The 22,614-nt window shown below is 66.7% G+C and carries 19 protein-coding genes and 1 riboswitch; of the genes, 7 read left to right on the top strand and 12 right to left on the bottom strand.

All coding sequences use genetic code 11. The features are described from left to right. Positions 1 to 46 precede the first annotated feature (46 nt). The 5 genes from pgm (at position 47) to F7O44_RS15525 (ending at position 6,150) form a co-directional block, all read left to right on the top strand. A complete protein-coding gene (pgm, locus tag F7O44_RS15545) occupies positions 47 to 1,705 on the top strand; it encodes a phosphoglucomutase (alpha-D-glucose-1,6-bisphosphate-dependent) (protein ID WP_162451183.1) in 1,659 nt (552 codons plus the stop codon). 156 nt (positions 1,706 to 1,861) lie between these two features. After that, positions 1,862 to 2,932 carry a galactose-1-phosphate uridylyltransferase gene (gene galT, locus F7O44_RS15540; protein WP_162451182.1) on the top strand — a complete coding sequence of 357 codons (1,071 nt, stop codon included), beginning with the start codon at positions 1,862 to 1,864 and terminating at the stop codon, positions 2,930 to 2,932. Between the two features lie 37 nt (positions 2,933 to 2,969). Then, complete coding sequence (gene galE / locus F7O44_RS15535; protein ID WP_162451181.1) at positions 2,970 to 3,935, top strand: UDP-glucose 4-epimerase GalE; 966 nt, start codon at positions 2,970 to 2,972, stop codon at positions 3,933 to 3,935. After that, entirely contained in the window at positions 3,932 to 5,035 is a 1,104-nt protein-coding gene (galK, locus tag F7O44_RS15530) for a galactokinase (RefSeq protein WP_162451180.1), read from the top strand. The genes galE and galK overlap by 4 nt, the downstream gene beginning before the upstream one ends. A 131-nt stretch (positions 5,036 to 5,166) precedes the next feature. Further along, the gene (locus F7O44_RS15525) at positions 5,167 to 6,150 is read left to right on the top strand and encodes a siderophore-interacting protein (RefSeq protein ID WP_162451179.1); all 984 of its coding nucleotides are present in this window, start codon (positions 5,167 to 5,169) and stop codon (positions 6,148 to 6,150) included. Positions 6,151 to 6,199: 49 nt separating this feature from the next. On the opposite strand, the gene F7O44_RS15520 is transcribed toward F7O44_RS15525, so the two are convergent. The 10 genes from F7O44_RS15520 to F7O44_RS15475 all read right to left on the bottom strand — a co-directional run bounded on the left by F7O44_RS15520 (position 6,200) and on the right by F7O44_RS15475 (position 18,176). Next, complete coding sequence (locus tag F7O44_RS15520) at positions 6,200 to 7,066, bottom strand: hypothetical protein (protein WP_162451178.1); 867 nt, start codon at positions 7,064 to 7,066, stop codon at positions 6,200 to 6,202. A gap of 136 nt (positions 7,067 to 7,202) precedes the next feature. After that, a complete protein-coding gene (locus F7O44_RS15515; RefSeq protein WP_162451177.1) occupies positions 7,203 to 8,423 on the bottom strand; it encodes an NADP-dependent isocitrate dehydrogenase in 1,221 nt (406 codons plus the stop codon). 204 nt (positions 8,424 to 8,627) lie between these two features. Continuing rightward, a complete protein-coding gene (locus F7O44_RS15510) occupies positions 8,628 to 9,617 on the bottom strand; it encodes a malate dehydrogenase (protein ID WP_162451176.1) in 990 nt (329 codons plus the stop codon). 34 nt (positions 9,618 to 9,651) lie between these two features. Further along, entirely contained in the window at positions 9,652 to 9,993 is a 342-nt protein-coding gene (locus F7O44_RS15505) for a DUF3017 domain-containing protein (RefSeq protein WP_222851402.1), read from the bottom strand. A gap of 2 nt (positions 9,994 to 9,995) precedes the next feature. After that, positions 9,996 to 11,123, bottom strand: a complete 1,128-nt coding sequence (locus F7O44_RS15500; RefSeq protein ID WP_162451175.1) for a citrate/2-methylcitrate synthase — start codon at positions 11,121 to 11,123, stop codon at positions 9,996 to 9,998. 93 nt (positions 11,124 to 11,216) lie between these two features. Beyond that, complete coding sequence (locus F7O44_RS15495; protein WP_162451174.1) at positions 11,217 to 12,101, bottom strand: bifunctional methylenetetrahydrofolate dehydrogenase/methenyltetrahydrofolate cyclohydrolase; 885 nt, start codon at positions 12,099 to 12,101, stop codon at positions 11,217 to 11,219. An 82-nt stretch (positions 12,102 to 12,183) separates the two neighbouring features. Next, on the bottom strand, positions 12,184 to 13,776 hold the full coding sequence (gene purH, locus F7O44_RS15490) for a bifunctional phosphoribosylaminoimidazolecarboxamide formyltransferase/IMP cyclohydrolase (protein ID WP_162451173.1): 1,593 nt from the start codon (positions 13,774 to 13,776) through the stop codon (positions 12,184 to 12,186). A 57-nt stretch (positions 13,777 to 13,833) separates the two neighbouring features. Beyond that, positions 13,834 to 13,920, bottom strand: a riboswitch (ZMP/ZTP riboswitch). A gap of 74 nt (positions 13,921 to 13,994) precedes the next feature. After that, positions 13,995 to 16,076, bottom strand: coding sequence for an alpha-glucuronidase (locus tag F7O44_RS15485; protein WP_162451172.1), 2,082 nt, complete (start codon positions 16,074 to 16,076; stop codon positions 13,995 to 13,997). A gap of 149 nt (positions 16,077 to 16,225) precedes the next feature. Beyond that, on the bottom strand, positions 16,226 to 16,855 hold the full coding sequence (gene purN, locus F7O44_RS15480) for a phosphoribosylglycinamide formyltransferase (RefSeq protein ID WP_162451171.1): 630 nt from the start codon (positions 16,853 to 16,855) through the stop codon (positions 16,226 to 16,228). Positions 16,856 to 16,964: 109 nt separating this feature from the next. Then, the gene (locus tag F7O44_RS15475) at positions 16,965 to 18,176 is read right to left on the bottom strand and encodes a cell division protein PerM (RefSeq protein WP_162451170.1); all 1,212 of its coding nucleotides are present in this window, start codon (positions 18,174 to 18,176) and stop codon (positions 16,965 to 16,967) included. Between the two features lie 219 nt (positions 18,177 to 18,395). Between F7O44_RS15475 and F7O44_RS15470 the strand changes: the two genes are divergently transcribed. Both F7O44_RS15470 and F7O44_RS15465 read left to right on the top strand, forming a co-directional pair. Beyond that, complete coding sequence (locus F7O44_RS15470) at positions 18,396 to 18,911, top strand: SigE family RNA polymerase sigma factor (RefSeq protein WP_162451169.1); 516 nt, start codon at positions 18,396 to 18,398, stop codon at positions 18,909 to 18,911. Continuing rightward, positions 18,898 to 20,325, top strand: coding sequence for a hypothetical protein (locus F7O44_RS15465; RefSeq protein WP_162451168.1), 1,428 nt, complete (start codon positions 18,898 to 18,900; stop codon positions 20,323 to 20,325). The genes F7O44_RS15470 and F7O44_RS15465 overlap by 14 nt, the downstream gene beginning before the upstream one ends. A gap of 96 nt (positions 20,326 to 20,421) precedes the next feature. Here F7O44_RS15465 and sucD read toward each other — a convergent pair whose 3' ends face one another. Together sucD and sucC are read right to left on the bottom strand one after the other, a co-directional pair. Further along, positions 20,422 to 21,321 carry a succinate--CoA ligase subunit alpha gene (gene sucD / locus F7O44_RS15460; RefSeq protein WP_162451167.1) on the bottom strand — a complete coding sequence of 300 codons (900 nt, stop codon included), beginning with the start codon at positions 21,319 to 21,321 and terminating at the stop codon, positions 20,422 to 20,424. A 15-nt stretch (positions 21,322 to 21,336) separates the two neighbouring features. Beyond that, positions 21,337 to 22,512 (bottom strand): ADP-forming succinate--CoA ligase subunit beta, encoded by a 1,176-nt coding sequence (sucC, locus tag F7O44_RS15455; protein ID WP_162451166.1) that lies wholly within the window; start codon positions 22,510 to 22,512, stop codon positions 21,337 to 21,339. Positions 22,513 to 22,614 lie beyond the last annotated feature (102 nt).

Raw genomic sequence — 22,614 nt, 5'->3', positions numbered from 1 at the left:
GAGATTGCCTAGTGTCTAGTCCGGCTAGAAGACAACGGAGCACCTGATGACAGACCGATCCCGCGCCGGTCGCCCTGCCGAGCCAGCAGACCTCGTTGACGTCGCTCGCCTCGTCACGGCGTACTACTCCGTCCGCCCCGATCCGGAGGATCCGGGTCAGCGGGTGGCCTTCGGCACGTCAGGGCACCGGGGTTCCTCGTTCAACGGTGCCTTCAACGACGATCACATCGCGGCCACCACCCAGGCGATCTGCGACTATCGCGCGCGGCACAACATCGACGGACCGTTGTTCCTGGGCAAAGACACCCATGCTCTGTCCGAGCCGGCCTGGGCCACGGCGGTTGAGGTCTTCGCCGCAAACGAGGTCGTTCTGCTCATCGACGCGGCCGACCGCTACACACCCACACCAGCCATCTCGCACGCGATCTTGCGGCACAACACCAGCGTCGCCGGGAGCAGCGGACACGCCAGCCGGGCCGACGGCGTCGTCGTCACGCCGTCGCACAACCCGCCACCGGACGGCGGGTTCAAGTACAATCCGCCCGACGGAGGGCCCGCAGGCTCGGACATCACCAGCTGGATCCAGAACACAGCCAATGGCTACATCAAAGCCAAGATGGCAGGTGTGCGCCGGATGCCGCTGCGACGGGCCCGGTCAGCGGACACCACATCCACCTACGACTTTCTCGGCCACTACGTCGACGACCTCCCGTCCGTCGTCGACCTCGACAGCATCCGGTCGGCCGGGGTGCGGATCGGCGCCGACCCGCTCGGCGGGGCATCGGTGGACTATTGGGCGGCCATCGCCGAGCGGCATCGGCTCGACCTGACCGTGGTCAACCCGCTTGTCGACCCCACGTGGCGGTTCATGACGCTCGACTGGGACGAGAAGATCCGGATGGACTGTTCGTCTCCGTCGGCGATGGCCTCCTTGATCGGGCGCCGGTCCGAGTTCGACGTGGCCACCGGTAACGACGCCGATGCCGACCGGCACGGCATCGTCACGCCAGACGCTGGTCTGATGAACCCGAACCATTTCCTGGCGGTGGCGATCGGCTACCTGTTCGACCGTCGCGACGGCTGGCCGGAAACCGCCGCGGTGGGCAAGACGCTGGTCAGCTCATCGATGATCGACCGGGTTGCCGCGGCGCTGGGCCGGCGGCTGCTCGAGGTCCCGGTCGGCTTCAAATGGTTCGTGCCCGGCCTGCTCGACGCCTCCGTCGGTTTCGGCGGCGAGGAGTCGGCCGGTGCGTCGTTCCTCCGCCGCGACGGCCGGGTCTGGAGCACGGACAAGGACGGCTTGATCGCCTGCCTGCTTGCCGCCGAGATCATCGCGACGACGGGCAGCACACCGAGCGAGCACTACCGAACCCTCACCGAGCGCCATGGCGAGCCCGTCTACGCACGTATCGACGCGCCGGCCTCGCGCGAGCAGAAAGCGGTCCTGGCGAAGCTGTCGCCGGATCAGGTAGCCGCTACCGAGCTGGCCGGCGAACCAATCACCGTGAAGCTCACCAAGGCCCCCGGAAACGACGCTCCGCTCGGCGGGCTGAAAGTGGTCACCGAGTCCGGCTGGTTCGCTGCCCGCCCTTCTGGCACCGAGGATGTCTACAAAATCTATGCCGAGAGTTTCCGCGGCTCCGAACACCTCGAACAGATCCAGACCGAAGCCCGATCCGTCGTCGATTCCGCCCTCGGGGAGTGACGGCGTTCGGCGAATCGCGGCCGGCTTCCGGGATCATCGCCCGGGCGTTCGAATGAGTTCAGATCGGCGGGACACTGGCACAAGCTCCGGCCAGAAATGTGTGATAATGTTTGAGAACGGTTGGTCTTGTTCATCCAGAACATAGGGACAGGCGCGGTGAAACGTACATCGACACGGCTCTCGGACGGCCGCGAGCTCTTCTATTTCGACCACGATGACGGCGCCGTCCGGGAACTCACCGATCCGCGCCAGCTCCCACAGGTCAGCACCGCGTCCCGAATGCGCCACGATCCGCTCCTCGACGAGTGGGTGGTGATGGCGTCGCACCGGCAGAGCCGGACGTATCTGCCCCCCGCCGACCTGTGCCCGCTGTGCCCGTCCGGTGACGGCAAGGAAACCGAGATCCCGTCCAGTGACTACGACGTCGCCGTTTTCGAGAATCGCTTCCCCAGCCTGTCGATGGGGGCAGCTTCGGATGAGACCGGCACACCTTTGGTCTCGGTCCAGGCCGCGGCCGGCCGATGCGAAGTCGTCTGCTTCAGCAGCGACCACGCCGCGTCATTCGCTAGCTTCCCCCCGGAACAGGCCAGGCTTGTGCTCGAGGCGTGGGCCGACCGCACCGCCGAGCTCTCCGCACTTCCCGGCGTGGAGCAGGTCTTTTGCTTCGAGAACCGGGGCGAGGAGATCGGCGTCACCCTCTCGCATCCGCACGGCCAGATCTACGCCTACCCGTTCGTGACCCCGCGCACCAGGCGGATGCTCGACGTGGCCCGGCGGTACTCGTCCGAACACGGCGGCAACCTGTTCGCCGACATTCTCGCCGAGGAGCGTGCGGGAGAACGCGTCGTCGTCACCTCGCGGCATTGGACCGCATTCGTGCCTGCCGCCGCCCGGTGGCCCGTAGAGGTCCACCTTTACCCACATCGCCAGGTGCCGGACATCCCGTCACTCACCGACGACGAGCGCGACGATTTCGTCGCGATATACCTCGACGTGTTGAGCCGCTTCGACCTGCTCTATGCCTCACCGCTCCCCTATATCTCCGCGTGGCATCAAGCCCCCGTGAACACCGACCGAGACGTGGCCTACCTGCATCTTCAGCTTTTCTCGATCCGAAGGGCGGCCGACAAGCTGAAGTACCTTGCGGGGTCGGAGTCGGCCATGGGAGCGTTCATCACCGACGTCCTGCCCGAGGACGTGGCCGAACAGTTGCGACGAGTCCGATGAAACCAGCCACACCAGACCGGATGGTGGGAGGAGAACGGTGAAGCTACTCGTGACCGGCGGTGCTGGATACATCGGCTCCGTCGTCAGCGCCCAGTTGGTAGCCGCGGGCCACCACGTCGTCGTGCTGGACAATCTGTCCACGGGACATGCCGATGCGGTGCCGGGCGGGGCTACGTTCGTCAAGGGCGACATCAACGACGCCGGCGACCTGGTGGATTCATCCTTCGACGCAGTGCTTCACTTCGCGGCCAAGTCGCTCGTAGCCGAGTCCGTCGCCAAACCCGAGCTGTATTGGTGGAACAACGTCGTCGGGACGTTGCGCCTGCTGGATGCGATGCGCTCGCACGGCATCCGCCGGCTGGTGTTCTCATCGACGGCGGCTACCTACGGCGAGCCGGAGACGACGCCCATCCGCGAAGACACACCGGCCGTGCCGATCAATGCGTATGGTCAGAGCAAGCTCGCCATCGACCACGCGATAGCCAGTGAATCCGTCGCGTATGGGCTGTCGGCCGTGAGCCTGCGCTATTTCAACGTCGGCGGCGCGCTCGAGCGCTACGGCGAGCGACACGATCCGGAGTCCCATCTGATTCCGAACGTGCTGGCCGTTCCGGCTGGCCGGCGCTCGGCGGTCGATGTCTTCGGGACCGACTATCCCACCCGCGACGGCACCGCCGTCCGCGACTATCTGCACGTGGAAGACTTGGGCCGGGCGCACCTGCTGGCGCTCGACTGGACCGGACGGCCGGACGCGGCGGGCGTACATCGCACGTACAACCTCGGCACCGGGACCGGTTACACGGTGCGCGAGGTGATCGAGGCCGCTCGGCGGGTCACCGGACACCCGGTGCCGGCCAACGACCAGGCCCGCCGGCCGGGCGACCCACCAGTCCTGGTCGCCTCAGCAGAACGGATCGCCGCCGATCTCGGCTGGCGGGCCGAACACGACCTCGACCGGATCGTGGCCGACGCCTGGGCGTTCCTGGGGGGTATAGGCGTATGACGAAATCGGTTGTCGGGTCGGCGCCGGGGCGCGTCAACCTGATCGGCGAACACACCGACTACAACGGCGGCTTCGCACTACCGCTGGCTATCCCACAGCGGACCACGGCGACAGTCACCGCCCGCAACGACGATCTGGTCAGCGCGTCGTCACGCGCATCCGGCATGGATCCTGTCGAGTTCAGCGTCAACACGGCACCCGGCGACGTCACGGGCTGGGGTGCATATGTGGCAGGGGTGTTCTGGGCGCTGCGGCAGGCCGGGCACGAGGTTCCGGGCGCCAACCTGCGGGTCGACAGCGACGTGCCGACCGGTGCCGGGCTGTCGTCGTCGGCCGCCCTCGAATGCGCCGTGCTGGTGGCGCTCGACACCCTGGCCGGCCTCGAACTGGAGCCCAGCACCATGGCGCTGCTCGGGCAGCAGGCGGAGAACGGCTACGTGGGCGCTCCAACCGGCGCCTTGGACCAGATGGCATCGATGCACGGCAGGGACGGCCACGTCGTCCTCTTCGACGCCGCCCGGGGCACGGCCGAGCCGGTGCCCTGCGACCTCGACGCCGCGGGGCTCACCTTGCTGGTCATCGACACACAAGCGCCGCACCGTCATGCCGACAGCGAGTACGGCGCCCGCCGCCAGACGTGCGAAGCCGCGGCGGAGGCCCTCGGTGTGCCGAGCTTGCGTGAGGTCCAGCAAGAGCCCGCCGAGACGATCCTGGCGAAGCTGGACGACGACGTCGCGCGCCGGCGAGTGCGACACGTGCTCGGCGAGAACCAGCGCGTGTCCGAGACGGTGGAGCTGCTGCGTGCCGGGCGGATACGCGATATCGGCGCGTTGCTCACTGCCTCGCATGTATCGCTGCGGGACGACTACGAGGTGACGGTCCCGGAGCTCGACGTCGCCGTGGACGCCGCGCTGGAAGCCGGAGCGCTCGGCGCCCGGATGACCGGAGGTGGTTTCGGCGGTTCCATCGTCGCCCTGGTCGACACGGCACGGGCCAGCCTCGTGGGTGATGAGGTCCATCGAGCCTTCGCCCGGCACGGCTTCACCGCACCACATGTGTTCACTGCCATTCCGTCGGCGGGCGCCTCGGCTACGGCCTGAGTGGCAGCGGACCGGGATCGCCGGAACGTGTTGCCAAGTCCCCTTCTATACGGTTAGGCTCGCCTAAGTTAGCTTCGCCTATGCTGACGAAAGCCTACTTTGAACGACGCCATAGCTCGTACGGGGACACCATGACGATCACCGCCACGGATGCGGACACAAGCACGTCAGGCACACTCACCACCGATCCGGACGCGCCGCCGTGGCGCCCGTTCCGCGTCGTGGTCGCGCACCTCACCCGGCTCAGCCCGGCGTTCCTCCGGATCACATTCACCGGTGACGACCTCGATCAGTTCGGTCACGACGGCCCCGATCAGCGCATCAAGCTCTATGTGCCACGGCCCGGCCAGAGCATCCCGGACTTCTCGCCTACCGACTGGTACACCCAATACCGCAACTCAGATCCCGACGTGCGCGGCCACATCCGCACGTACACGATCCGCGCAGTACGCCCCGAGCTACGTGAGCTCGACGTCGATTTCGTCTTGCACGGACACGCGGGGCTGGGTCCCGTCGGACCGGCCGCGTCGTGGGCGGCCGATGCCCGAATCGGTGACGAGCTCGCTGTGATCGGCCCCAACCGCGTTTTCCCGCATGACAGCCGTGGCCACGAATGGAACCCTCCCCCAGGCGCACGTGACCTCATCATCGCCGGAGACGAGACCGCCGTACCCGCCATCAGCGGCATCCTCGAGACCTTGCGCCTTGCCGGGACCGCCGCGCGGGTACGGGCATTCCTCGAAGTCCCTGAGCCCGCCGATGTGGTCGAGCTGTCGGCGCCCGGACACTCCGAGATCACCTGGCTGCCCCGTCACCGGCCCGACGGCACGGCTGTGCCACACGGCCAACAGCTTGTCGACGCAGTCAGATCGGCTACGTTCGAGGCTCCCGCCGCCGCGAGAGACGACACCTCTGTGGTCGACACCGTCGACATCGACCTGGAGATCCTCTGGGAGGTCGCGGCCAGCGCCACCAGCCCCGTGTACGCCTGGGTCGCGGGTGAGGCGGGAGCGGTCAAGGCTATCCGCCGGCACCTCGTACGTGAACGTGGTGTCGACAAAGGCGCGGTCACCTTCATGGGCTACTGGCGCCTCGGTCGCTCGCTGGATGAATAGCGAACCCGCACACCTGGTAGCGGTGATCGTCGGCGCGTTGTAGCCGCGATCACGGCGGAGAGCCGGCCCCGAACAGGGTCTCCGAGTACTCGGCGTCGACCTCGCCGATCACGACCTCGAATCCCTCTCCGTCGCGGTCGCCGCCGATGTCACGCAGGCTCACACAGATACCGGTGTGGCGGTCGAGCTTGACCCGGTACGCTTCGGCGAACACCGGCAGCGGTGGGGGCAGCGGCGCGCCTTCCTCTCGCATATGAGCGGCGCTGACCGCGCTGAACAGCAGCGGACAACATGAGCACCGTGGGCTGTACGCTCGTGTCGGCAACACCAACGCCTCGATCGCCGGCCGGCCATGGTGTTCGGTCTCGGACAACTCGATGACATCGACCGCCGCAGGGTGCGAGGCCAGGGTGGATGGGTCAACGCTTGATCCACCGGTCAAACTCTGGGCATCGTCGGGTTCCGTGCCGTCGGCCAGCTCGACCGGATCGAGCATGGCCACCCACTGATAGTCCTGGTACATGGGGTCGTCATAGACGACGGTGAGGTCGCCCGGCCGCTGCGCCACCAGTCCGTCGGCCCGCCACACCGGCTGTGGCGCCAGTGGGTCCTGCGGCGTCCGGAACGTCGGCTGGTTCAACTCGGACGCGCGCCCGCGTCCGAGTATTTTGCCGAGAAAACCCGGCCGGGCCGGCATCGTCATGGAAGTGCCGCGCCCGCCCGAAGACTCGTCGGCCCCGTTGATCACGACAGCGGGGGCGTCGTCGGGTTCGGCCCGCATCATCCCGGGGCGGCGGATCCATGCCTGGACCCTGCTCCGCTCGCCTTGACGGATCGTCGTCCGCGAAAAACGGACCGACGTCCACAGCCACGGCGACGAGCGCGCCAGCGCCCTGAAAGTCTCGGTGTCGGTCATCCTCCGAACGTTACTGATCCGCACCTCGTCGTCCAACGTATTTAGAGCCGAACGGCGTAAGCACGGCATGCCCACACGAATGTGCGCCTGACCGCCCCGGTGGAGGCGATCAGGCGCACAAACGGCGATCAGATGACTAAGAGGCCAACCGGGCGGCGAGGTTCTCGTCGAGTGCGGCCAGAAACTCCTCAGTGGTCTTCCACTCCTGGTCCTTGCCGATCAGCAGCGCTAGGTCCTTCGTCATGACACCGGACTCGACGGTCTTGACGACGACGTCTTCGAGAGCCTCGGCGAAGCCGGTGACCTCTGGCGAGTTGTCGAGCTTGCCCCGGTGCCGGAGTCCGCCGGTCCACGCGAAGATCGAGGCGATCGGGTTGGTCGAGGTCGGCTTACCCTGCTGGTGCTGACGGTAGTGCCGGGTGACCGTACCGTGTGCGGCCTCCGCCTCGACCGTCTTGCCGTCCGGGGTCATCAGCACCGAGGTCATCAGGCCCAGCGAGCCGAAGCCCTGCGCCACCGTGTCGGACTGCACGTCCCCGTCGTAGTTCTTGCAGGCCCAGACGTAGCCGCCCTCCCACTTCAGCGCGGCAGCCACCATGTCGTCGATCAGCCGGTGCTCGTAGGTCAGGCCGGCGGCCTCGAAGTCGGCTTTGAACTCGCGCTCGTACACGTCGGCGAAGATGTCCTTGAAGGCGCCGTCGTAGGCCTTGAGAATCGTGTTCTTCGTGGACATGTAGACCGGGTAGCCGCGCTGCAGCCCGTACGACAACGAGGCCCGAGCGAAGTCCTCGATGGACTTGTTGAAGTTGTACATTCCCATCACGACGCCGCCGTCTTCCGGCATCTTGACGACCTCGTGCTCGATGGGCTGCGAGCCGTCGGCCGGGGTGTAGGTGATGGTGACCGTGCCGGCGCCGGGGACCTTGAAGTTGGTGGCGCGGTACTGGTCACCATGGGCGTGACGGCCGATGATGATCGGCTTGGTCCAGCCCGGGACCAGCCGCGGGATGTTCGAGATGATGATCGGCTCCCGGAACACGACACCACCGAGGATGTTCCGGATGGTGCCGTTGGGCGAGAGCCACATCTTCTTCAGGCCGAACTCCTCGACCCGCGCCTCGTCAGGCGTGATCGTGGCGCACTTCACGCCTACGCCGTGCTCTTTGATCGCGTTGGCGGCGTCGACGGTGACCTGGTCCTCGGTGGCATCCCGGTGCTGAATGGACAGGTCGTAGTAGCGCAGGTCGACGTCCAGGTAAGGGTGGATCAGCCGTTCCTTGATGAATGACCAGATGATTCGGGTCATCTCGTCGCCGTCGAGTTCAACGACGGGGCCGGCTACCTTGATCTTCGCCATACGTCAACGCTCCTGGGATCCAAGTTTTCTCTCGACGTCAAGATATCAGACCCTGCGGGCCCGCCCTCCCCGCGGGATCCCGTGATCGAGAGCAGATACCAGCTCTCCTACCCCGTGATCGAGAGCAGAATCGGGTCGTCATAGCGACCATATGTTGCTCACGATCACGGGTATGAAGGCGAAAATCTGCTCACGATCACCGGTTCAGATGAGGCCCAGCGACGAGACCGCATCGCGCTCCTCGACGAGCTCCTGGACCGACGCATCGATTCGCTGCCTCGAGAAATCGTTGATCTGCAGACCCTGAACGATCTCCCATGCACCGCCTCGCGAGACAACCGGGAACGACGAAACAAGCCCCTCCGGCACACCGTACGAGCCGTCGGACACCAGACCTGCCGACGTCCAGTCACCCTGCGGCGTACCCAGCACCCAATCACGCACGTGGTCGATGGCCGCATTGGCCGCCGAGGCCGCGGACGACGCTCCGCGCGCCTCGATGATCGCCGCGCCGCGCTTGGCGACCGTCGGGATGAAGGTGTCGGCGAGCCAGGCCTCGTCGTTCACCACTTCGGCCGCGTTCTTGCCTGCGACCTCGGCATGGAAGATATCCGGGTACTGCGTGGCCGAGTGGTTTCCCCAGATCGTCAGTTTCGTGATATCGGCCACTCCGACGCCCGTCTTGGCTGCCAGCTGGGACAACGCACGGTTGTGATCAAGCCGGGTCATCGCGGTGAACCGGTCGGCCGGAACGTCGGGCGCGTGGGCCTTCGCGATCAGCGCGTTGGTATTGGCCGGGTTCCCGACGACGAGCACGCGCACGTCGTCCGCGGCCCCGGCGTTGATGGCCGCGCCCTGCGGTCCGAATATGCCGCCGTTGGCCTCCAGCAGGTCGCCGCGCTCCATACCCTTGGTACGTGGCCGGGCCCCGACGAGCAACCCGACATTGACGCCCTCGAACGCCTGGTTCACGTCATCGGTGATGTCGATTCCACGCAGCAGCGGGAACGCGCAGTCGTCGAGCTCCATAGCTGTGCCTTCGGCCGCCTTGACCGCCTGGGGAATCTCCAGCAGACGTAGCTTCACCGGAGTGTCCGGGCCGAGCAACTGCCCCGACGCGACCCGGAAGAGCAGCGCATAGCCGATCTGCCCGGCAGCGCCGGTGACGGTGACGGTGACAGGGGCATTAGCCATGACAATTTTCTCCTTGGGTCGCGTGTTCCGAGGGTCAGCTCGGGGGCGGAACGATGAGCGCGGCAATGAGCGTACCTCCACCGAGCAAGGCGAGCGTCAGGACGTCGAGCAATCTCGAGCGCACCTTCAGCAGCCCCGCGCGCTCCGACGGAACCACCAGGCGCAGGAACGCTGCCACGCACACACCACCGGCAATGATCACCGTCCCGCGCTTGAAGTGGTCGTTCGCCACGACCACGATGCCACCGATGACGATCCCCAGCCCGATCAGGAACGGCCATTGGCGGAAGACGGCCTGGAACCAGCTGGCCGGGGTCAGGCGTCGCTCTGCCGCCGCAGCCCAGCGGCTGCGTTTACGGGGCGGCGCCGCGTTCACCGTCACCTTTCGGCGATATCGGTCCAGCGGCGATCCCGCGGACCGGTGTATTCGCTGGCAGGGCGGATCAGCCGGTTGTCTTCGTGCTGCTCGATCACGTGGGCTGTCCAGCCGCTCATCCGCGAGATGGCGAAGACCGGCGTGAAGAGGTCTGTGGGGATACCGAGCGCGTGATAGACGCTGGCGGCATAGAAGTCGACGTTCGGATACAGGCCCTTGGTGTCGAAGACGACCTGTTCCATCCGTCGCGAGAACTCGTAGTACCGGCGATCACCCGCTAGCTCGCTGAGCTCTTCGCTCATCTTCCGCAGGTGCGTGGCGCGCGGATCCTCGGTCTTGTAGACGCGGTGCCCGAAGCCCATGAGCTTGCGGCCGGCCGACAGTTCGGCCCGTACGAACTCGTCCACGGCGTCCACGTCGCCCTCGATGGAGGCAAGTGTGTTCATCACGGCTTCGTTGGCACCACCGTGCAACGGCCCGCGCAACGCTCCCATGGCGCCGGTGATGGCGGAGTGCATGTCCGACAGCGTCGCCGCGATCACCCTGGCGGTGAAGGTCGAGGCGTTCATGGTGTGGTCGGCGTGCAGCACCAGACATGTGTCGAAGAGTTCCTGGACACGATCCGACGGGTACTGCCCGGTGATCTGCCACAGGAAGTTGCCGGCGATACCCAGGTCCGGATCCGGCTCCACAGCTGGACGACCGTTGCGCTCGGCCTCGTACCGAGCCACCAGGATAGGCAGTTGCGCGACCAGCCTGGTTGCCTTGCGGCGGTCCGCCTCGACCGACGAATCGGCTGCATCGGGATCGTCCGCGGACAGGGACGAGACCAGGGTCCGCAAGGCTTCCATCGGGCTGGCGTTGCGGACCACGTGCGGCAGCAACGCTTCAGTAGTGGGCCCGATCTGGCGCGATCGGTTCAGTTCGTCTTCGAAATCGTCGAGATCCTGCTGTTGCGGTAGGTCACCACGTTGCAGGAGGTAGACGCACTCTTCGAACGAAATGCGGCCGGCGATGTCATGGATGTCGTAGCCGCAATAGAAGAGACGGCCATTCTCGCCGTCGATGTCCGAGACCGACGTGGTGGCAGCCACGACGTCGGCCAGGCCACGCGAAGACTTATCGGCCATAAGGGTCGGGACCTCCTCGTCTCTGGAGTGGTTACCCTACCCAACAGTAGAACTCACCACTCGTCGGCCCCGGATACGTCAGGCAGCTCCTGTTCAGAGGTCGTGCATCCTGGTCGCGCTCTCGACGACATTCGCCAACAGCATCGCTCGTGTCATCGGCCCCACACCACCCGGATTCGGCGAGATCCACCCAGCGACGTCATGGACGTCGGGGGCGACATCACCAACGATCCGCGACTTCCCGGTAGCCGGGTCCGTGGTCCGGCTGACACCGACGTCGAGAACGACGGCACCCGGCTTGACCGCATCGGCGGTCACGATCCCGGGCACCCCCGCTGCCGCGACGATCACATCGGCGCTGCGCAGGTGCGCGGCCAGGTCAGTGGTGCCCGTATGGGTCAGCGTGGCGGTGGCATTCACCGCCCGCCGGGTCAGCAGCAGCGGCAGTGAGCGGCCAACGGTGACCCCCCTGCCCACCACGACGACATGCTGCCCGGCGAGAGAGATGCCGTTCCGGGACAGCAACTCGATGATGCCGTTCGGCGTACACGGCAGCGGTGAGTTGAGCTCGGTGTTGACCCCGAGAACCAGACGGCCGAGGTTCGTGGGGTGTAGCCCGTCCGCGTCCTTGGCGGGGTCCATACGCTCCAAGATGGCATCGGTGTCGATATGTGCCGGCAACGGAAGCTGCACGATGTATCCGGTGCATGCCGGGTCGGCGTTGAGCTCGTCGATGATGTCCTCGAGCTCGGCCTGCGTAACCGTCTCCGGAAGATCGCGGCGGATCGACGTCATACCCACCTGCGCGCAGTCGCGGTGTTTGCCGTTGACGTACCACTGCGAGCCAGGGTCTTCGCCCACCAGCACCGTTCCGAGCCCTGGTGTGTTCCCCGCGGCGGTGAGCTTCGCTATCCGCTCGCTGAGCTCGTCCTTGATCGTCGACGCCGCAGCCTTACCGTCCAGAATCTTCGCACTCATGATCAGTCCGTCCTCGCAAGAGTGTCGTTTGCGTCCTGCAGATCGTGCGCCCCAGACCTCAGTCTGCAGGACGCAATCGGGGTCAGTGGAAGAAGTGCCGCGCGCCGGTCAGATACATCGTCACGCCGGCGGCTCGCGCGGCCTCGATCACCTCGTCGTCCCGCACCGAGCCCCCTGGTTGGACGACGGCACGCACACCACCGTCGATGAGCACCTTCAGCCCGTCGGGGAACGGAAAGAAGGCATCCGATGCCGCGACCGAGCCGGTTGCTCGCTCGCCGGCCCGGGAAACCGCCAGCCGCGCCGAGTCGACCCGGTTGACCTGTCCCATCCCGACGCCGACGGCAGCGCCGCCCGACGCCAGCAGAATCGCGTTGGACTTCACCGACCGCACGGCCCGCCAGGCGAATGCAAGGTCGGCCAGCGTCGCATCGTCGGCCGCGTCGCCGGCGGCAAGGGTCCAGGTCGCCGGATCGTCGCCCGCTGCGTCCACGCGGTCGACCTGCTGCAGCAGCAATCCACCCGAGATATGGCGGGTCTCCACGGGCGGCGCCGCGCCGGGCCCCACACGCAACAACCGGATGTTCTTCTTCTGCGACAAGGTCTTCAGCGCCTCGTCATCGAAGCCAGGAGCGACCACGACCTCGGTGAAGACCTCCGCGATCTGCTCTGCTGCCGTCCCCGACACGGGCCGGTTCACCGCGATCACGCCACCGAACGCGGACACCGGGTCCGTGGCATGTGCTTTTCGATGGGCTTCGGCGACGTCCTCACCTACGGCGATGCCGCAGGGGTTGGCATGTTTGATGATTGCGACGGCAGGCTCGTCGAAGTCGTGGGCCGAACGCCAAGCGGCGTCAGCATCCACATAGTTGTTGTAGGACATCTCCTTGCCGTGCAACTGCTCGGCACCGGCCAGGCCGCTCGGCACCACTCCAGAGCGGTAGAGCGCGGCATTCTGGTGGGGGTTTTCGCCGTAGCGCAGCACCGCGGCCCGCTCCCACGTGCCACCCACCCAAGCCGGGAATCCACTGCCGCCGGACGAGTCGGTGAGCACGTTGCCCATCCACGAGGCGACCGCGACGTCGTACGTGGCGGTGTGCACAAAGGCGTCGGCGGCGAGCCTCTGGCGCTCAGCCAGGGTGAACCCGCCCGTACGGATCGCCTCGAGCACCTCGCCGTAACGAGACGGATCCACGACGACCGCCACGCTGGCATGATTCTTGGCCGACGCCCGGACCATCGACGGCCCGCCGATGTCGATCTGCTCGATCACCTCGTCCGGGCCGGCACCGGAGGCCACTGTCGCGGCGAAGGGGTAGAGGTTGCACACGACCAGCGTGAACGGCTCGATGTCCAATTCGGCGAGCTGTCCACGATGGCTGTCCAGCCGGAGGTCGGCGAGCAGGCCGGCATGCACCTTGGGGTGCAGCGTCTTGACGCGGCCGTCGAGGCATTCCGGGAATCCGGTGAGGTCCTCGACCCGGGTGACCGGGATACCGCCGTCGGCGATACGCGCCGCGGTGGATCCGGTCGACACGATGGCGACGCCGGCCTCGTGCAGGCCGCGTGCCAGCTCGTCGAGCCCGGTCTTGTCGTAGACGCTGATCAGTGCGCGGGTGATCGGAATCTGCCCAGCCGGCGAACCAGGCGCGGAGGTATGGGTGGCGCTCATTTCTCTCCTCAGCGAGCGGCGGTGTCCGCGCAAGGCTAATCGCGCGGGCTCTCGTGTGGCTCGGGCCCAGGCGTCCGACCCGATGTCCGCTGCTGTTGTCGCTCCCCGGTGGTCATCCACCCAGCGCCAGTTGCGACGCGTCCAACTTTAACACCCGCAGCGTCCTGCCACCTGCGGCTTCCGGCCCCGTTTCGGCGGGACACATGACGCAGAACCCGTCAGAAGATCGTCCGCCCGTACGCGTCGGGCACACCGGACTTGCGGTAGAAGTAGGCGCACACCTGATCCCGCCATTCGCGAGCGCACCTGAGCTGTTCCCGCATTCGTTCGGAAACCCGCTCGAAAACGGTGTCCGGGATTCGCCCCCTGAGCGTCTCCCACGCAGCCGTCATCGCCTCGACCGCCTCGGCCCCGGCGAAATGGGTGTCGTAAATGTGCTGGATGACCGTTGGTCCGCTGTGCAGGACGTGGTCGTACGGCACGTGGTGGAAGAAGAGGAGCAGTTCGTCGGGACAGTCCGACGCGGACTCGTAGACGTCCCGCCACGGGGGCGGGTATTGACCGGTGAAACCGGTGCCGGTTGCCCGCGTCCGGTCCACGCCCACGCCGTCGCGGTCGGCGAAGTGGTAGGTGCCCCACGGCGTGTACTCGTATCCGTCGACGTCGGGGCCGTAGTGGTGGCCGGGCCGCACCATGAACCCCACCCCGAGGGGCGCGGTGTAGTCCTCATAGGTGCGCCACGAACCGTCCATGATGTCGTGCAACGTGGCACGCACGACATCGTCGGCAGCGGGGAAGCTCAGCCCGATCCACTCGTCGAGCACCTTCACCGGGTCCAGCGCCGGCTCCCACGCCAGCCGCCCGAAGGCATAGAGATTTGCCTGCGCCAGCGGGTGACCGGTCCAGAAGGGGTCGTCCCCGACGTTGGAAACGGCCGCGAGGCCTCCGTCCGCGGCGTCGGACACCGTAGCGCCATCCGGGCCCCACGGCTGGAAACGCAGGATCTCGCTCCACGCCGGCGCGAGATAACACACGTGCTGCTGCTGGCCGGTGTACTCCTGAGTCACCTGCAATTCCACGGCTAAGCGGGTCCCCGGCATCGCCGCGATCACCGGCGACACCGGCTCGCGGACTTGGAAGTCCATCGGGCCGTGCTTGACCTGCACGATCACGTTGTCGTGGAACCGGCCGTCGAGCGGAGCGAAATGGTCGTAAGCGGCGCGTGCCCGGTCGGTGGAGCGGTCCCGCCAGTCCTGCCGATGGTTGTAGACGAACGCGCGCCAGTGCACGACGCCGCCGAACGGGGCGAGCGCGCGGGCCAGGAGGTTCGCGCCGTCGGCGTGGTCGCGCCCGTACGCGAACGGCCCCGGCTGGCCTTCCGAATCGGCCTTCACCAGGTAGCCACCGAAGTCCGGGACCGCCTGGTACACCCGGGCCGTGGCTTCGTCCCACCATGCCCCCACGTCCGGATCAAGCGGGTCCGACGTCCGCAGCCCGCCCAGGATGATCGGGGAAGCGAAGTTCACCGCCAGATGCACCCGGATCCCCCATGCGCGGAACACATCGGCCATCCGGACGACCGCGTGCAGATCGTCGCTCAACAGCCGCGCCTCGCGCGCATGCACGTTGACGTTGTTGACGGCGACGCTGTTGATCCCGATGGACGCCAGCAGCCGGGCGTAGCGCTCCACACGTGACAGGTCGGCACGGACCTCGCCGTCGGCGTAGAAGATCGAACCGCCCGAGTAGCCACGCTCCACCTGCCCCATCACCGGGTGTACCGCGATGTTGTCCCAATGATCGAGCATGCGCAGCGCGTGGCGAGGTTCGTATCGCTGGGCCGGCTGGTCCGGCCCGGACACACACCCAGGGTGGCGCAACAGGTGGAACATGCCGTAGAGCATCCCGGGGGCGTCGGCGGCCACTATCGCCGTGTGTCCGTCCCGGCGGGCCACCACGTAGCCTTCGGCTCCGAGCGCCCGCACCGCCGGGTCGCCAGGCGTCGCCAGCGCCATGGCTTCTGCTATCGCCGGCGCAACGGCATCGCCCCGGCCCGGGCCACCGTCGACGGTCGTGAGAGTCACCTCGTCGGGTTCCTGGGAGCCGGTCTCCGATCCATCACCAGGCTGCCTGACGATGTTGCCTCCGTACAACGCCACCGAACGCTCGAGCTCATGACCAACGGTCTGCACGAGAGGCGCCTCACCCACGACACGTATCCGCTTCGAGCCGAGAACACCGAAGGCGGCGTCCGGCAGCCAGGCCGGATGCTCGAACAGGTCGACGTCGCTGTCTTTCATGGCGCCCTTCCCCGAACCCACATAAGACCATCATCCGAATCGCCCGGAAATTTTCGGTCGATTTCCGATAATTTCCGATTCAGGAGGCTAGGTCGAGAGCAAGGTCACCGTCAACCGCTTGACTCTGACATCCGGCGGGCCGTGACGCGCTACGGCACGGTGACGCTGCGGCCGCTGAGAGTCCAGCCTTCGCGCGCCAGGCGGCCAACCCACTCGACGAGCTGGGCCCGCTCGGCGACCTTGATCCGCTCAGTGAGCGTCGCTTCGTCGTCGTCTTCCATCACCGGCACCGCCACCTGGGCCACGATCGGACCGGTGTCGACACCGGCATCCACGAAGAAAAGGGTGGCGCCGGTGATCTTCACGCCGTAGGCGAGTGCGTCCCGCGGGCCGTTCATCCCCGGAAACGCCGGGAGCAGCGTGTTGTGGGTATTGATGTAGCGACCGCCGAAACGCTCGAGGAACGCCGGGCCGACCAGTTTGAGAAAACCCGCTGATATCACCAGATCCGGCTCATAGGCGGCGACCCGTCCGGTCAGTTCTTGATCCCAGCTGTTGCGATCGGGATGGTCCCTCACCCGTTCGACAAACGTCGGGATCCCGGCTTCCGCCGCGATCTTCAGCCCGCCAGCGCCGTCGCGATCAGCGCCGACGGCCACCAGCGTGGCGCCGTACGCGGGGTCAACACATGCATCCAGCAACGCGGCCAGGTTGCTGCCAGTGCCGGAGAGAAGCACGACCAGCCGGAATGACCGCCCTTCGGGGGGTCGATATCGCACTCAGCTCTCCTCGGATCGGAATCTGTCTAGCACCCGCAATGCGAGGATAGCGGTGAGCGGCCACGCGAAACCCGGCGACTCCTCCCGCAAGTGCGCTCGGCCGCGTTCACTATTCGGGAGCGGACTGCCGCCAGGCCAGCAGCGCGGCGGTGATCATGCATGGCACGCCGACGGCGACGAACGTCATCGCGGCCACTTCCCATGGCACCGGCCCTACCTCGGAAAGGCGCGCGGCACCAACCGAACCGCCCGAGAGCAAGGCCAGCACCGACATTCCCAGCGCCGCCGCCGCGCCCGCACCGCCGGCCGCGAGGATCACGATAGACATCGGCTCTTCGTGTGGCCGGAGACGACGTTGCACGAGCACACCGGCCAGAATCCCCGCGGCGACCGGCCCGGCGAGCACCGCCCAGATGACCGCGCCAGGCAGATCGGCCGGCAACGCGCCCAGCACGGGGAGGGCCGGAACCATACCGAGCTCCACACCGGCCGGCGCCACAACCGTCTCGGTGCCGACAACGAACCCCGGGCCGAGCGCAAAGCTCGCCGCCCAGATCATCGCGTTCGGCACGACCGCGCCACCGCCCAGTGCCAGCGCGATATTCCCCACGGGTCCGGCATCCAGCGCGTCGGCCAGCATGCCGATCTGCGCCGAGTTCGCGGCCGCGGACATGACGAGCAAGGTGGCACCGAACAGGACCAGACCGGCCACGGCCGCAGCGCTGCCCGCGAGCGCGGCGCGCACCTCTGGAGCGATCCGGCCCAGCCACACTTCGTCGAAACCGGTCTCGTGCAAGACCCCGACGGCAAATCCACCGAGCGCCCACAACCCGGCCCACCCGGCCGCTTCAAACGGTGAACTCGAAACACCGCCCGACGACGCGAACGCGGCCAGCAAACCCGCGCCGATCGCGTACAACCCCACAGCCGGCCCGACTACCATCACGATGCCTTTGGGCGTGGCGGTCCCGGCTTGATGCGCCGCCCATCGTCCGGAGCGATACATGAGGAGCACGAAGAGAATGGTCAAGCCCAACGGGACGAAGACGAAGCCGGCGCCGTCCACGTCCAGCCCCACCCGGTGGGAGAGCAGCCACAGGCGCGCACCGAAACGCAGCGGACCGGACAGCGGCCCGTCTGCGCCGTCGGAGATCCAGACAGCCACCCCTGGAAGCGCGCTCATGGCCAGGGTGGCGACCAGTACCCACCCGGACGCCAGGACCGAGGCGAACCACGGCACCCGTGTGCCCCACGCGGGGTCTTCACGGCGGAGCAAGGGTCGGGTGAGCAGGTCCGGCACCTTCTCATGTTCGCCGGTCAAGGAGGAAAGCGCCGTTTCCCACGCCGATGCGCGCGCAGATCGGCCCTGAGAGTCGCGACACTCTTCGGCCGCACGGCTGGACCCTCGGCCGGCCGTCATGCTCCGCGGCATCTCAGTTATTTTCCATGCAACCCGCTCGCTGGGTTGCGCGTCTTCCTGATTGGAAGGCGGATGCGCCGGTGTTCCGGCCATCGCTCGAGAAGACAGGCGAGGGGCGCCATGGATGTAGCGGATTTCGACGCGTTCTACAACGCGTCGAACCGCCGCGTCCTGCACCAGATGTACGCCATGACCGGCAACCTCGCCGACGCCCAAGAATGCACTCAAGAGGCCTATGCCCGCGCTTGGCAGCGCTGGAAAACCGTCAGCCAAGCCGACAACCCCGAAGCCTGGATCCGCACCGTCGCCTGGCGCATCGCCGCCAGCCGCTGGCGCAAAGCCAAAAACGCCGTCACCGCCATCAGCCGGTACGGCGCACCGGAAACCACCGCGCCGCCCAGCCCCGATCACGTCGCCCTCGTCACCGCGCTGCGCCAGATCCCCGAAGCACAACGCCGCGCCATCGTCCTGCACCACCTGGTCGGAATGACTGTCGATGAGGTAGCCCACGAGACCGGCGCACCGTCAGGGACCATCAAGGCCCGCCTGACCCGAGGCCGCGCCGCGCTAGCCGAACTACTGACCGACGACGACGGCCGGCCAACGAAGGGAGGCGACAGCCATGAACGGCTTTGACGACCAGCTTCGCAACCGGCTGAACGCCCTCAGCGGCGCCATCGACGACGTGCACCTCGCCGGAGCGGAGGCTGCCCGGCACCGCGCCGCGCAACGCACCCGTCGCCAAGTCGCTGCGGTGGGCCTCAGCGGTGTGGTGATCGTCGCCCTGGGTGTCCTGGCGATCGGCCAGGGCCAGCTGCTCACCGCGCCGGAACCGGCACATCCGACGCAGACTCAGTCCCCCACGGCGGTCCCGACCACGCCGGATACCCCGGACGGCACCGCCGATCCGGACCGGCCGGATCGGGCGATTCTCACCGCCGCCTTTTTGACCACCGAGGACATCACCCCTGATGGCGAGCCTGGTGACGTTCTTCCCGAGTGGTCAGAAGTCTCCACGGCGCAGACGCCCTTCGATTGCGCCCCTACCGCTGAGGACGGCGCGGAGTACGTCGCTTATGAGAACACGCAGGACGGGCAGGTAGGCCATTTCCTGCAGTTCATCGAGGAGACGGGCGAGCCGGTCCGGCGGTTCTCCGAGATCCGTGCGGGGTTTGAGCGCTGCGTCCGGGACCGGGAAGCCAGCGCAGAGGACACCTACACCGGATTCAGCCAAATCTGGAATGTCGGCGGCCTCGGCGACGAGGCGTGGATGGCGACCTACTTCGATGCCGCCGAAGAGCCGGCTGATGAGTTCATGGAAACCAATGTCGTGCACGTCCAGATGGTGCGGACCGGCAATCTCATCAGTGTGGTCGTCAACGGCGGCCCCGGCCTGGACGACAACGTCGACATGGATCCTGACTTCTTGGTCACATCGGCTGACCGGCTCTGCGGGGCGTTCGGGACCGAATGTGTCGGTGACGTGACACCCGAGCGGACCGATCGGCAGCCGATCGGTGACATCGACGGCTGGCTGACGCTCGACGGAGTCGTCCAGGCGACCGGTCTCGACCAGCTCGTCGAGGGCAGTGAGCCGATGAAAGCCAACGACGGTGCCGGCCCCGCGGGGTGGGCGCTGACCTACCTGCCGCTCGACCCGGAGGACGACGGCGCCACGTTCTTCCAGCGCCGGTTCTACCAATCGGCGGACCCGGGTTATCTCGGAGTCGATCAGGAGATCGCCGTTTTCCCGGACGACGACACGGCGCGGGCACACTACGAGGACCTCATCGCGGCCGCCGCTGCCTACAACGAGGGAGGACGCGAGGTCGACAACACCGGCTCGGTGGACGAGGGCGACCGGGCCATCACAACCTGGCGCGAGAGCGACGAGGAGTACGGCATCTCGTTTGTGTTCGGCATCGCTGTGCGCGACAACGCCGTGACCGTGGTCAATCACGGCATCGACAGCGCCGCCGGCCACGACGTCACTGCCGATCAGATGATGGATTTGCTATCTCGCGCTGCCGACCGCCTCACCACGTCGTGATGTATCGCCGCATGGATAGGTTCGTGGCCTGCCGTAACGGATAGCTCTCCTGTTGCGACGAGCCAAACGTTACGGGAGGCCACGAACCTCGAACCGTCAGCTGTTCTGAATGACCTCACGCATCAGCCGTGCCGTCTCGCTCGGCGTCTTGCCGACCTTGACCCCTGCGGCTTCGAGGGCTTCCTGCTTCGCTTGTGCCGTACCCGACGAGCCGGAGACGATAGCGCCGGCGTGGCCCATGGTCTTGCCCTCGGGCGCGGTGAAGCCGGCCACGTAGCCGATGACCGGCTTGGTGACGTTGGCCTTGATGAATTCGGCAGCGCGCTCCTCGGCGTCGCCGCCGATCTCACCGATCATGACGATCGCCTTGGTCTCGGGGTCGGCCTCGAACGCCTCCAGGGCGTCGATGTGCGTTGTGCCGATGACCGGATCGCCGCCGATGCCCACACAGGTGGAGAAGCCGATGTCACGCAGCTCGTACATCATCTGGTAGGTCAACGTTCCCGACTTGCTGACCAGGCCGATCGGACCCGACTCGGTGATGTCGGCCGGGATGATGCCGGCGTTCGACTTGCCTGGGCTGATCACGCCGGGGCAGTTCGGGCCGACGATGCGCGTCTTGTTGCCGTTGCTCTGCGCGTAGGCCCAGAACTCCGCGGTGTCGTGTACCGGGATCCCCTCGGTGATGACCACCAGGAGCTCGATACCCGCGTCCACCGCTTCAATAACAGCGTCCTTGGTGAACTTGGGCGGCACGAACGCAACCGACACGTTCGCGCCGGTCTTCTCCATGGCTTCGGTCACCGACCCATAGACAGTCAGCACCGCGTCGGGGTTGAACTCGGTGAAGTCGAGTTCCTGCCCTGCTTTGCGGGCGTTCACGCCTCCGACGACGTGCGCGCCCGCCTTGAGCATCCGCTGTGTGTGCTTGGTGCCCTCGGCACCGGTAATGCCTTGGACGATGATCTTGCTGTTCTCGTTGAGGAAGATGGCCATTGTCGTCGCCCGTCCTTACTTCGCCGCTGCGAGCTCAGCCGCGCGGCGCGCGGCACCGTCCATGGTGTCGACCCGTTCGAGAAGCGGCAGGTTCGCCTCGTCGAGGATCTGGCGCCCCTTGTCGGCATTGTTTCCGTCGAGGCGCACCACCAGCGGCTTCGTGATCTCGTCACCACGGCTGTCCAGCAGCTCGAAGGCATGGACGATACCGTTCGCGACAGCGTCGCACGCCGTGATGCCGCCGAAGACGTTGACGAAAACGCTCTTCACGTCTGGGTCGGAGAGAATGATCTCCAGCCCGTTGGCCATGACCTCGGCCGACGCTCCGCCGCCGATGTCCAGGAAGTTCGCCGGCTTGGCCCCGCCGAACTCCTCACCCGCATAGGCGACCACATCGAGGGTCGACATCACCAAGCCCGCGCCGTTGCCGATGACGCCGACTTCGCCTTCGAGTTTGACGTAGTTGAGGTTCTTCTCCTTCGCCCGCGCTTCCAGAGGATCGGCCGCGGACTTGTCCTCGAATGCGGCATGCTCGGGCTGGCGGTACTCAGCGTTCTCGTCGAGTGTGACCTTGCCGTCCAGAGCAACGACCTTGCCGTCGGGCGTCTTCACCAGCGGGTTGACCTCGACGAGCGTCGCGTCTTCGGCGGTGAACACGGTCCACAACTGCTGAAGGACGTCCACCACCTGGTCGCGGACGTCCGGACCGAATCCTGCGGCGTCGGCGATCTCCGCGGCTTTAACCGCGTCCACCCCGGCGATCGGGTCCACCGGAATCTTCGCCAGCGCCTCGGGCCGCTCGACGGCCAGCTGCTCGATCTCCACGCCGCCCTCGACGCTGGCCATCGCCAGGAACGTCCGGTTCGCTCGGTCGAGCAGGAAGGACACGTAGTATTCCTGCGCGATGTCGCTGGCCTGTGTCACGAGCACCCGGTGAACGGTGTGCCCTTTGATATCCATACCCAGGATGGCCTGCGCCTTCTCCTGGGCCTCAGCAGGGTTCTCGGCTAACTTGACGCCACCGGCTTTGCCACGGCCACCAGTCTTCACCTGGGCCTTGACAACTACCTGCCCACCGATCTCTTCGGCGATCCGGTGTGCCTGCTCGCTCGTCTCGGCGACCGAGCCCGGCAATACCGGGACGCCATGCTTGGCGAAGAGGTCCTTCGCCTGATACTCCATCAGGTCCACGCGTCTACATCCTTTGCCGTGTGTCGCGGTCCGTTTGTGGTCAATCGTGCCGCTAAGGCCAAGGTGCAGACTATCGGCGCACAATGATCGCAGCGTATCCGC

The sequence above is a fragment of the Phytoactinopolyspora mesophila genome (genome assembly GCF_010122465.1).
Classification (GTDB): domain Bacteria; phylum Actinomycetota; class Actinomycetes; order Jiangellales; family Jiangellaceae; genus Phytoactinopolyspora; species Phytoactinopolyspora mesophila.
The sequence above is the reverse complement of the archived record's forward strand: the minus strand, read 5'-3'. Positions and strand labels throughout refer to the sequence as shown.

Bases quoted from the DNA above. Each gene is read 5' to 3' on its own strand.
- galK (WP_162451180.1), top strand. From the start codon at position 3,932: ATGACGAAATCGGTTGTCGGGTCGGCGCCGGGGCGCGTCAACCTGATC.
- F7O44_RS15520 (WP_162451178.1), bottom strand. From the start codon at position 7,066: ATGACCGACACCGAGACTTTCAGGGCGCTGGCGCGCTCGTCGCCGTGG.
- purH (WP_162451173.1), bottom strand. From the start codon at position 13,776: ATGAGCGCCACCCATACCTCCGCGCCTGGTTCGCCGGCTGGGCAGATT.
- F7O44_RS15500 (WP_162451175.1), bottom strand. From the start codon at position 11,123: ATGGCCGATAAGTCTTCGCGTGGCCTGGCCGACGTCGTGGCTGCCACC.
- F7O44_RS15495 (WP_162451174.1), bottom strand. From the start codon at position 12,101: ATGAGTGCGAAGATTCTGGACGGTAAGGCTGCGGCGTCGACGATCAAG.
- sucD (WP_162451167.1), bottom strand. From the start codon at position 21,321: ATGGCCATCTTCCTCAACGAGAACAGCAAGATCATCGTCCAAGGCATT.
- F7O44_RS15515 (WP_162451177.1), bottom strand. From the start codon at position 8,423: ATGGCGAAGATCAAGGTAGCCGGCCCCGTCGTTGAACTCGACGGCGAC.
- F7O44_RS15465 (WP_162451168.1), top strand. From the start codon at position 18,898: ATGAACGGCTTTGACGACCAGCTTCGCAACCGGCTGAACGCCCTCAGC.
- F7O44_RS15510 (WP_162451176.1), bottom strand. From the start codon at position 9,617: ATGGCTAATGCCCCTGTCACCGTCACCGTCACCGGCGCTGCCGGGCAG.
- F7O44_RS15525 (WP_162451179.1), top strand. From the start codon at position 5,167: ATGACGATCACCGCCACGGATGCGGACACAAGCACGTCAGGCACACTC.
- F7O44_RS15485 (WP_162451172.1), bottom strand. From the start codon at position 16,076: ATGAAAGACAGCGACGTCGACCTGTTCGAGCATCCGGCCTGGCTGCCG.
- F7O44_RS15470 (WP_162451169.1), top strand. From the start codon at position 18,396: ATGGATGTAGCGGATTTCGACGCGTTCTACAACGCGTCGAACCGCCGC.
- pgm (WP_162451183.1), top strand. From the start codon at position 47: ATGACAGACCGATCCCGCGCCGGTCGCCCTGCCGAGCCAGCAGACCTC.